The following is an 8,838-nucleotide window of genomic DNA, read 5'->3' as shown; positions in this document are numbered from 1 at the left end:
CCCACCCGTCGCGCAGGGACCGGCAACGTGCCCTCACGGAACCAGCGATACGCAGTACGCGGTGCAACACCTTGCGCCTTAGCCCATTCCGTCAGAATCACAACGAGGACCATACAACACTAAAAGCACCTAACAGTCACTCATGGACACTCCACAACAAGCAGTTAGCAACCCGTCCCGGCGCGAGCGCCCGCGAGGATCTGGTCGCGCCGTGGGGAACGCTGTTCAGCAAGGGCGTCGCGGTCCGGTTCGGCCGTACCCACGACCGCCGCTACACGGTGCTCCTGCGGGACCTGGTCGTCGCCGGCCGGGCCCGGCCCAGCGTGATCGTCACCCACCACGGCAGCCTCGACGATGCGCCCGAGCTGTACCGCAGCTTCGACCGCCGTGAGCACGGGGTGATCAAGGCGGTGCTGCACCCGTGAGCGACGAGCCGGAAAGCGGGGCGGCGGAGTACGTCGACGCGCTCCTGCCGATGGAGACCAGCCTCAGAGGTTGAGCGGCCCCGGGTCGGTGGCCAACTGCCGAAACCGTACGCGCGGGTCAGGCACCAGCCGTCGCGTCGACAGGTCCAGCAGCCCGCCCACCCCGGTCAGCCGGGCGACCGGAGTGCCGTCGACGAGGGTGTAGTCCTGCTCGATCTGGAACACCTTGCTCTCGCTCCAGTGGAACTGGCAGGACACGTACACCTCGTCCCCGCCACGCAGCTCCCGTAGGTACTTCAGGGTTGACTCCAGGGCGACCGGTCCGACGCCAGCGGCCAGGAGCCGGTCCTGCGCGATGCCGGCGGCGCGCAGGCACTCCCACCGGGCGTGCTCGCCGTACTGGACGTAGACGGCCTGGTTCAGGTGGCCCTGGGTGTCCAGCTCGTAACCGCGGACGGTGATGCGTACCCGGAAGGGATCTGCCATGCGGCGAGGGTAGCGGGACCTACCGACACGAGGTGCCGCCCGTCCGGTCTGGGCGGCGGCCATCCGGCACGGTACCCTTCCGCCGGCAGAAGTCGCGTCGTGCCTGTTGAGGGTCCTTTGCGCAGCGGCCAGGGTCGATCCCGCTCGGCCGGCGGAAGTCGCCCGGGAGCGCGGCGACCGGGTCGCCCGATGCCGGCGGGACTATAGGGGCCGCCGGGGCAGGCGAACACTGTACGACGTCTATATTGCCGGATTGTTACATTTTCAACACGCCCCCGCCTTGCGGATGGGCCTCTCGCCGCAATACGTTGCCGTCAACAACAAAACCGAGTGAAGGTCAAACCTTCCGGAGGCAACCGATGACGTTGGCGAGGTGGTACGAGCGATGAGCGACGTGCCCATCCTCCTTGAGATGCGCTCCATCACCAAGGAGTTCCCAGGAGTCAAGGCCCTCTCCGACGTCAACCTGGTGGTTCGCGCCGGCGAGATTCATGCCATCTGCGGTGAAAACGGCGCGGGCAAGTCCACGCTGATGAAGGTCCTCAGCGGTGTGTACCCGTACGGCACCTACGACGGCCAGATCGTTTACCAGGGGTCGGAGACGCGGTTCTCCGACATCCGGGCCAGCGAGAACGCCGGAATCGTGATCATCCACCAGGAGCTCGCGCTCATTCCGGGCATGTCGATCGCCGAGAACATCTTCCTCGGCAACGAGCCGCGCAAGCGGGGCGCGATCGACTGGAAGGCCGCGAACCGGATGGCGCTGGACCTGATGGCCCGGGTCGGTCTGCAGGAGGACCCGGACACCCTGATCAAGGACATCGGGGTCGGCAAGCAGCAGCTCGTGGAGATCGCCAAGGCGTTCGCCAAGGACGTGAAGCTGCTCATCCTGGACGAGCCGACGGCCGCGCTGAACGAGGCCGACTCCCGGCACCTGCTGGACCTGCTGCGCGGCTTCCGCTCGCGTGGCATCACCTCGATCATGATCTCGCACAAGCTGAACGAGATCGAGGCGATCGCCGACCAGATCACGATCCTGCGCGACGGCCGGACGGTGGAGACGCTGGACGTCAGGGCCGAAGGGGTCGACGAGGACCGGATCGTGCGGGGCATGGTCGGCCGCGAGCTGAGCAGCCGGTTCCCGGACCACACGCCGAAGATCGGTGAGGTCTTCTTCGAGGTCCGCGACTGGAACGTGCGGCATCCGATTTCCGCCGACCGGCAGGTCTGCAAGAACGAGAGCTTCGTGGTGCGCCGCGGCGAGATCGTCGGCTTCGCCGGCCTGATGGGCGCGGGCCGCACCGAGCTGGCGATGAGCGTGTTCGGCCGCTCCTACGGGGTGTACGAGTCGGGCACGATCATCAAGGACGGCAAGGAGATTGTGCTCAAGTCGGTGGCGGACGCGATCGACCACGGGCTCGCGTACGTCAGTGAGGACCGCAAGGCGATCGGCCTCAACCTGCTCGACGACATCAAGTCGTCGACGGTGGCCGCCAAGCTGTCCAAGATCTCCCACCACGGCGTCCTGGACCAGGTCGAGGAGTACCAGGCGGCCGAGGCGTACCGCAAGGAGTTGCGGACCAAGGCCCCGACGGTCGACGAGAGCGTCTCCAAGCTCTCCGGCGGCAACCAGCAGAAGGTGGTGCTGGCGAAGTGGATGTTCACGGACCCGGACCTGCTGATCCTCGACGAGCCGACGCGCGGTATCGACGTGGGTGCCAAGTACGAGATCTACGGCATCATCCAGCGGCTCGCCGACCAGGGGAAGGGTGTCGTCATCATCTCCTCGGAGTTGCCTGAGCTGATCGGGCTCTGCGACCGCATCTACACCGTGTTCGAAGGTGCCATCACGGGCGAGATCGCCCGGGAGGACGCCACCCCGGAAAACCTCATGAAGCAGATGACCTCGACGAAGAAGATGCTGACACGATGAGCCGATTGAAGGACCTTCAGAAGAACCTGTTCGGAGGCACCACCTCCAACGCTCGCCAGTTCGGGATGATCTTCACCCTGGTGGCGATCGTCGTCCTGTTCCAGATCTTGACCGATGGCCTGACCCTGCGATCGGACAACCTGATCGCGCTGTTCCAGCAGAATTCGTACATTCTGATCCTGGCCATCGGCATGCTCATGGTGATCGTCGCCGGGCACATCGACCTCTCGGTCGGCTCCGTGGCCGCATTCGCCGGCATCCTGGTGGCGAAGGCGATGGCCGACTGGTCACTGCCCTGGCCCCTCGCCATCCTCTTCGGCCTCGGGATCGGCGCGCTGATCGGCGCCTGGCAGGGCTTCTGGGTGGCCTACATCGGGGTGCCAGCGTTCATCGTGACCCTGGCCGGCATGCTGCTCTTCCGCGGCGGCAACCAGTTCATCGGTAACGCGAACACCATCCCGGTGCCGGAGGGCTTCCGGGAGATCGGCTCCGGCTTCCTGCCCGAGTTCGGGCCGAACACCGGCTACAACAACGCCACGCTGCTACTCGGTCTGGCCGCGGCGGTGGCCGTGGTGTGGCGCGAGCTCCAGGCGCGCAAGACCCGCCGCGCGATGGACGCCGATCCGGCCCCAATGTGGATCTCGATCCTGCGTATGGCCGTCATGGTCGGGGCGATCGCCTTCGCCGCGCTGCGCTTCGCCAGCGGCCGCGTCGGCACCAGCTTCCCGATCTCCGGCATCATCCTGCTCGCGCTGGTCCTCGCATACTCGTTCTACACCCGCAACACGGCCGGCGGCCGGCACATCTACGCGGTGGGCGGCAACTCCCGGGCGGCCGAGCTGTCCGGTGTGAAGCTCAAGCGGGTCAACTTCTTCGTCATGATGAACATGTCCGTCCTGGCAGCCCTGGCCGGCATGATCTTCGTGGCCCGTTCGGCGGCCTCCGGCCCGCAGGACGGCAACGGCTGGGAACTGGACGCGATCGCCGCGGTCTTCATCGGTGGCGCGGCCGTCTCCGGCGGTATCGGAACCATCAGCGGCTCGATCGTTGGTGGTCTCGTCATGGCCGTGCTCAACAACGGCCTGCAACTGATGGGCGTGGGCACCGACCGCGTCCAGATCATCAAGGGCCTGGTCCTGCTGCTGGCCGTCGCGATCGACGTCTACAACAAGAGCCAGGGGCGCTTCTCCGTGATCGGGAGCATCACACGCTCCTTCAAGCGGGACGCACCCACCACACCCGATTCACCGCCCGACGCGGAGCGCGAGCCCGCCACGGCGCCGGTGCCCGGACCACGGGACACCGACCTCACCTCCGTGTCACCTCTCCAGAAGGGCAAGTAACTTCCCATGCGTAGATTCTTCGGCAAGTCGGTGGCCATCGGTGCCGTCGCCATGCTGGCTCTCACCGCCTGCGGCTCCGGCCGCGACGAGGAGACCGGCGGCTCCAGCGGCGACGCCAAGGGCTTCGCGGCGAACTCCCTGATCGGTGTCGCCCTGCCGGCCAAGACCTCGGAGAACTGGGTCCTCGCCGGTGACCTGTTCACCACCGGCCTCAAGGAGGCCGGTTTCCAGAGCGACGTGCAGTACGCGGGCGCGTCGACCACGGTCGCCGACCAGCAGGCTCAGATCACCGCCATGGTCACCAAGGGTGCCAAGGTCATCGTCATCGGCGCGACCGACGCCGCGCAGCTGTCGACCCAGGTCGCCGCGGCCCACCAGGCCGGCGTGAAGGTCATCGCGTACGACCGGCTCATCACCAACACGCCGGACCTCGACTACTACGTCGCGTTCGACAACTTCAAGGTCGGCGAGCTCCAGGGCCAGGCCCTGCTCGAGGGCATGAAGGCCAAGAAGCCGAACGGCCCGTACAACATCGAGCTGTTCTCCGGCTCGCCGGACGACAACAACGCCGGTGTCTTCTTCAACGGCGCGATGAGCGTGCTCAAGCCGGAGATCGACAAGGGCAACGTGGTCGTCGCCTCGAAGCAGACCGACGTCAAGCAGACCGCCATCCAGGGCTGGAAGGCCGAGGGTGCGCAGGCCCGCATGGACCAGCTGCTGACCTCGACCTACGGCAACAAGGAGCTGGACGGCGTCCTCTCCCCGAACGACACCCTGGCCCGCGCGATCATGACCTCGATCAAGGGTGCTGGCAAGCAGGTCCCGGTCGTCACCGGTCAGGACTCCGAGGTTGAGTCGGTCAAGTCGATCGTCGCTGGCGAGCAGTACATGACGATCAACAAGGACACGCGGAACCTGGTCAAGGAGACCGTCAACATGGTCAAGGCCCTCCAGGCCGGTAACACCCCGCAGGTGAACGACACCAAGTCCTACAACAACGGCAGCAAGGTCGTCGACACGTACCTGCTCCCGCCGGTCGCCGTCACCAAGGCCAACGCGGCTGAGGCGTACGCCAACGACCCGAAGCTCGCGCCGCTCACCAAGTAAGCACCACACGGTAGGCAGCAACGCCGATGGGTCCCGGATCTCCTCTTCCGGGACCCATCGTCGTCCTGGCACCCCCGCACCACCCGCCGCCGACCCGGAAGGAGGTCTGACCGTGGAAACACCCGTCCGGTCCAGGCCAGCCGGCGTCGGCCGCAATCCCGAATCCCCGCTGCCCTCGGTCCCCGGCGCGAGCCAGGAGGAGATCCGGCGGCAGAACCTCGGCGCCGTCCTGCGCTACGTCCACCTGCACGGGCCGACGTCCCGGGCCGAGCTGACCAGCCGGCTCGGCCTCAACCGCAGCACCATCGGTGCCCTCGCGGCCGACCTGGTCGCCAGTGGCCTGGTCACCGAGGAGGCGCCGACCACCGCCCGCCGCGCCGGCCGCCCCTCGCTGGTGGTCAGCCCTCGCTCCGACCGGGTCTACGCGCAGGCGCTGAGCATCGACGCGGACCGACTGCGCGCCGCCCGGGTCGGCCTCGGCGGGCGCATCCTCGATCTGCGCGAGGTCGCCCGACCCGTCGGCATGTCGGCCGTCGACGCCGTCGGCCCGCTCGCCGACCTCGTCCGCGACATGGAACGCTGCGTGGCCGCCGACGCGCTGCTGGTCGGCGGCGCGGTCGCGGTCACCGACACCACCCGTGACGCGGACGACAGGATCCGGATCGTCGGCATCGACGGGACGCTCGGCGCCGCGCTCGAGGCCGAACTCTCCGCCGGCCCGGGTTTCGTGGCCGGCGACCTGGCCGACATCGCCGGCCTGGCCGAGCACGTCCGCGGCGTGGCGGCGGGCGTCGACGATCTCATCTACCTGCACGGCGGCCTCGGCATCAGCGCCGGCATCATCGTGGGTGGCCGGCTGATGATCGGGCACCGGGGCCACAGCGGCAAGGTCGGCCACATGGTGGTCAACCCGAACGGGCTGCCCTGCGGGTGCGGCTCACGCGGCTGCTGGGAGACCGAGATCGGTGAGAACGCGCTGCTGCGGCACGCCGGCCGGGACCCCGGCGACCGCGCGGCGGTGGCCGAGGTGCTGCGCGCGGCGGCGGACGGCGACCGGACCGCGCGAGAGGCGGTCGAGCGGGTCGCCGACTGGCTCGGCTTCGGCGTGGCCAACCTGGTCAACGTGGTCAACCCGGACGCCGTGGTGTTCGGCGGCTCGCTGCGCGACATCTTCACCGCCGGGGCGGACACGGTCCGCAGCCGGCTGGGCGCCATGCCGCTACCGGTCTCCCGCGAGCACCTGCGCCTGGAGGCGGCGGCGCTCGGCCCGGACGCCGTCCTGATCGGCGCCGCCGAACTGGCCTTCGACAAGCTGCTGGCCGACCCGCTGAACGTCGGCGTCGCCGGCCACGTGGGGCCCGTCGACCCGGCGTAGCCGCAAGCGCCTGCTGCGGCCGATGCGGCACGTCCTCGTCGGCGCTGGTGCCGGGCCGGGTGGCCGGCACGCGGAGTCCGGCTGATCGGGCTCATCGATCACCTCGAACAGATGACCGTCATCAACCGACGGGAATGCCATGTGCCCATCGTTGCCGTAGGTGCTACCGTACGTCGTACGACAGCGCGACGGCGGCATCGAGGGGGAGCGAAATGACGACCGGCGAGGACGCGATAGTCGCGCAGGGGCTGCGCAAGCGGTACGGGGACCGGCACGCGCTGGACGGCTTCGACCTGCGGGTCCGGGCCGGCACGGTGTACGGCCTGCTGGGCCCGAACGGTGCCGGCAAAACCACTGCCGTACGAATCCTGTCCACCCTGCTCCGCTACGACGAGGGGCGGGCCGAGGTGGCCGGGTTCGACGTGGCACGCCAGCCCGAGCAGGTGCGCTACCGCATCGGGCTGGTGGGGCAGCAGGCTGCGCTGGACGAGATGCTCAGCGGCCACCAGAACCTCGTCATCTTCGGCCGACTGTTCCACCTCGACCCGAAGGCGGCTCGGCGGCGCGCCACCGAGTTGCTGGAACGGTTCGGCCTCGCCGACGCCGGCGAGCAGCCGGTGAAGGCGTACTCGGGTGGCATGCGCCGGCGGCTGGACCTCGCCGCCGGGATGATCCTCACCCCGTCGGTGCTCTTCCTCGACGAACCCACCACCGGTCTGGACCCGCGCGGTCGCAACGAGGTCTGGGAGTCGGTCCGGGAGTTGGTCCGCGCCGGCACCACCGTCCTGCTCACCACCCAGTACCTGGACGAGGCCGACCAGTTGGCCGACCGGGTCTCCGTGGTCGACGCCGGCCGGGTGATCGCCGAGGGCACCCCGGACGACCTCAAGGGCCGCCTCGGCGGCGACCGCCTCGACCTGGTCCTCCGCGACCTCGCCGATCTCGCCGCCGCCCTGCCGCGGCTGCGGCAGGTGGTCGGGGTCGAGCCGACGGTCGACCACGACCGGCGGCTGCTCAGTGCCCGGATCGGGGACCGGGCCGCCACACTCGCCGCCGTGCTACGGGCGCTTGAGGAGGGCGGCGTGCAGGTGGCGGACATCGCGCTGCGCCGCCCCACCCTGGATGAGGTGTTCCTGCACCTCACCGGGCATCGACCGCAGCCCGCCGAGGACGGCGGCGCCGAGGCGGTCGGTGTGCCCGCCGACAGCGCGGAGGTTTCGGCGTGACCAGTCTGACCCTGCCCGGCACCGGATCGCCGGCCCACCGGCCCGGCCGTCCCACCCTGCTGGCCGACAGCGTCACGCTGACCCGGCGGGGCCTCGCCCACTGGCGCCGCGATCCCGGGCCGCTGATCGGCTCGCTCGGCTTCGACATCCTGATCGTGCTGATGTTCGTCTACCTCTTCGGCGGCGCGTTGGAGGTGCCGGGGGGCGGGAGCTATCGGGAGTTCCTGCTGCCCGGCATGTTCGTGATGACCATGGTGTTCGGCATCAGCCTCACCACCATCGCCGTCTCGGCCGACCTGGACCGCGGGGTGACCGACCGCTTCCGGTCGATGCCCGTCTCGCCGCTGGCCCCGCTCATGGGTCGGGCGGCGGCCGACATGCTGTTTGCGGTGGTCACCCTCGTGGTGATGCTGTTGGCCGGTCTGGCGCTCGGGTGGCGGGCGCACGGCGGTGTTGGCGACACGCTGGCCGCGGTGGGGCTGATCCTGCTGCTGCGGTTCGCCCTGGTCTGGGTCGGCATCTTCCTGGGCCTGGTGATGCGGGGCCAGCAGGCGGTGGCCGGGGTGCAGATCCTGGAGTTTCCGCTCGGCTTCCTGTCCAACGCGTTCGTGGCGCCGTCCACCATGCCCGCCTGGCTGGGCACGGTGGCCGAGTGGAATCCCCTGTCGGTGACCGTCGGCGCGACCCGTGAACTCTTCGGCAACGCCGGCTGGGGTGGCGACTCCTGGGTGGTCCAGCAGTACCCGTGGCTGGCCGTCGTGTGGCCAGTCGTGCTGGTCGCCGTCTTCCTGCCGCTCTCGGTGGCCCGCTACCGGCGGCTGAGTGGTTGAACCGGGGCTTGTCGAACGTCGTAGGTCACGATGTCGGGTCGGGGGGGGGGCGCCCCCCCCCGGGTGCCAAAGGAGGGAGAGGGGCGGGAGAGGTGGGGGTGAACCCCGGCGAC

The 8,838-nt window shown here is 69.1% G+C and carries 8 protein-coding genes and 1 pseudogene; 7 read left to right on the top strand and 2 right to left on the bottom strand.

The window, feature by feature from the left end; all coding sequences use genetic code 11:
- Nucleotides 1-101: pseudogene (locus tag ABZV00_RS37435) on the bottom strand (IS607 family transposase); the annotation flags it as partial.
- Nucleotides 102-278: 177 nt separating this feature from the next.
- Here ABZV00_RS37435 and ABZV00_RS37430 point away from each other — a divergent pair.
- Complete coding sequence (locus tag ABZV00_RS37430) at nt 279-425, top strand: hypothetical protein (RefSeq protein ID WP_355615280.1); 147 nt, start codon at nt 279-281, stop codon at nt 423-425.
- A gap of 63 nt (nt 426-488) precedes the next feature.
- On the opposite strand, the gene ABZV00_RS37425 is transcribed toward ABZV00_RS37430, so the two are convergent.
- Nucleotides 489-911, bottom strand: a complete 423-nt coding sequence (locus ABZV00_RS37425) for an acyl-CoA thioesterase (protein ID WP_355615277.1) — start codon at nt 909-911, stop codon at nt 489-491.
- Nucleotides 912-1,296: 385 nt separating this feature from the next.
- On the opposite strand from ABZV00_RS37425, the gene mmsA reads away from it, so the two are divergent.
- The 6 genes from mmsA to ABZV00_RS37395 all read left to right on the top strand — a co-directional run bounded on the left by mmsA (nt 1,297) and on the right by ABZV00_RS37395 (nt 8,725).
- A complete protein-coding gene (gene mmsA, locus ABZV00_RS37420) occupies nt 1,297-2,844 on the top strand; it encodes a multiple monosaccharide ABC transporter ATP-binding protein (RefSeq protein ID WP_328425450.1) in 1,548 nt (515 codons plus the stop codon).
- A complete protein-coding gene (gene mmsB / locus ABZV00_RS37415; RefSeq protein ID WP_355615272.1) occupies nt 2,841-4,187 on the top strand; it encodes a multiple monosaccharide ABC transporter permease in 1,347 nt (448 codons plus the stop codon). The genes mmsA and mmsB overlap by 4 nt, the downstream gene beginning before the upstream one ends.
- Before the next feature lie 6 nt (nt 4,188-4,193).
- Complete coding sequence (locus tag ABZV00_RS37410; protein WP_355615269.1) at nt 4,194-5,294, top strand: sugar-binding protein; 1,101 nt, start codon at nt 4,194-4,196, stop codon at nt 5,292-5,294.
- A 169-nt stretch (nt 5,295-5,463) separates the two neighbouring features.
- Nucleotides 5,464-6,669 (top strand): ROK family transcriptional regulator, encoded by a 1,206-nt coding sequence (locus tag ABZV00_RS37405; protein WP_355615286.1) that lies wholly within the window; start codon nt 5,464-5,466, stop codon nt 6,667-6,669.
- A 212-nt stretch (nt 6,670-6,881) separates the two neighbouring features.
- Complete coding sequence (locus ABZV00_RS37400) at nt 6,882-7,895, top strand: ATP-binding cassette domain-containing protein (protein ID WP_355615266.1); 1,014 nt, start codon at nt 6,882-6,884, stop codon at nt 7,893-7,895.
- Between the two features lie 11 nt (nt 7,896-7,906).
- Complete coding sequence (locus ABZV00_RS37395) at nt 7,907-8,725, top strand: ABC transporter permease (RefSeq protein ID WP_355615283.1); 819 nt, start codon at nt 7,907-7,909, stop codon at nt 8,723-8,725.
- Nucleotides 8,726-8,838 lie beyond the last annotated feature (113 nt).

The organism is Micromonospora sp. NPDC005173 (assembly GCF_040608515.1).
GTDB lineage: Bacteria > Actinomycetota > Actinomycetes > Mycobacteriales > Micromonosporaceae > Micromonospora.
The sequence above is the reverse complement of the archived record's forward strand: the minus strand, read 5'-3'. Positions and strand labels throughout refer to the sequence as shown.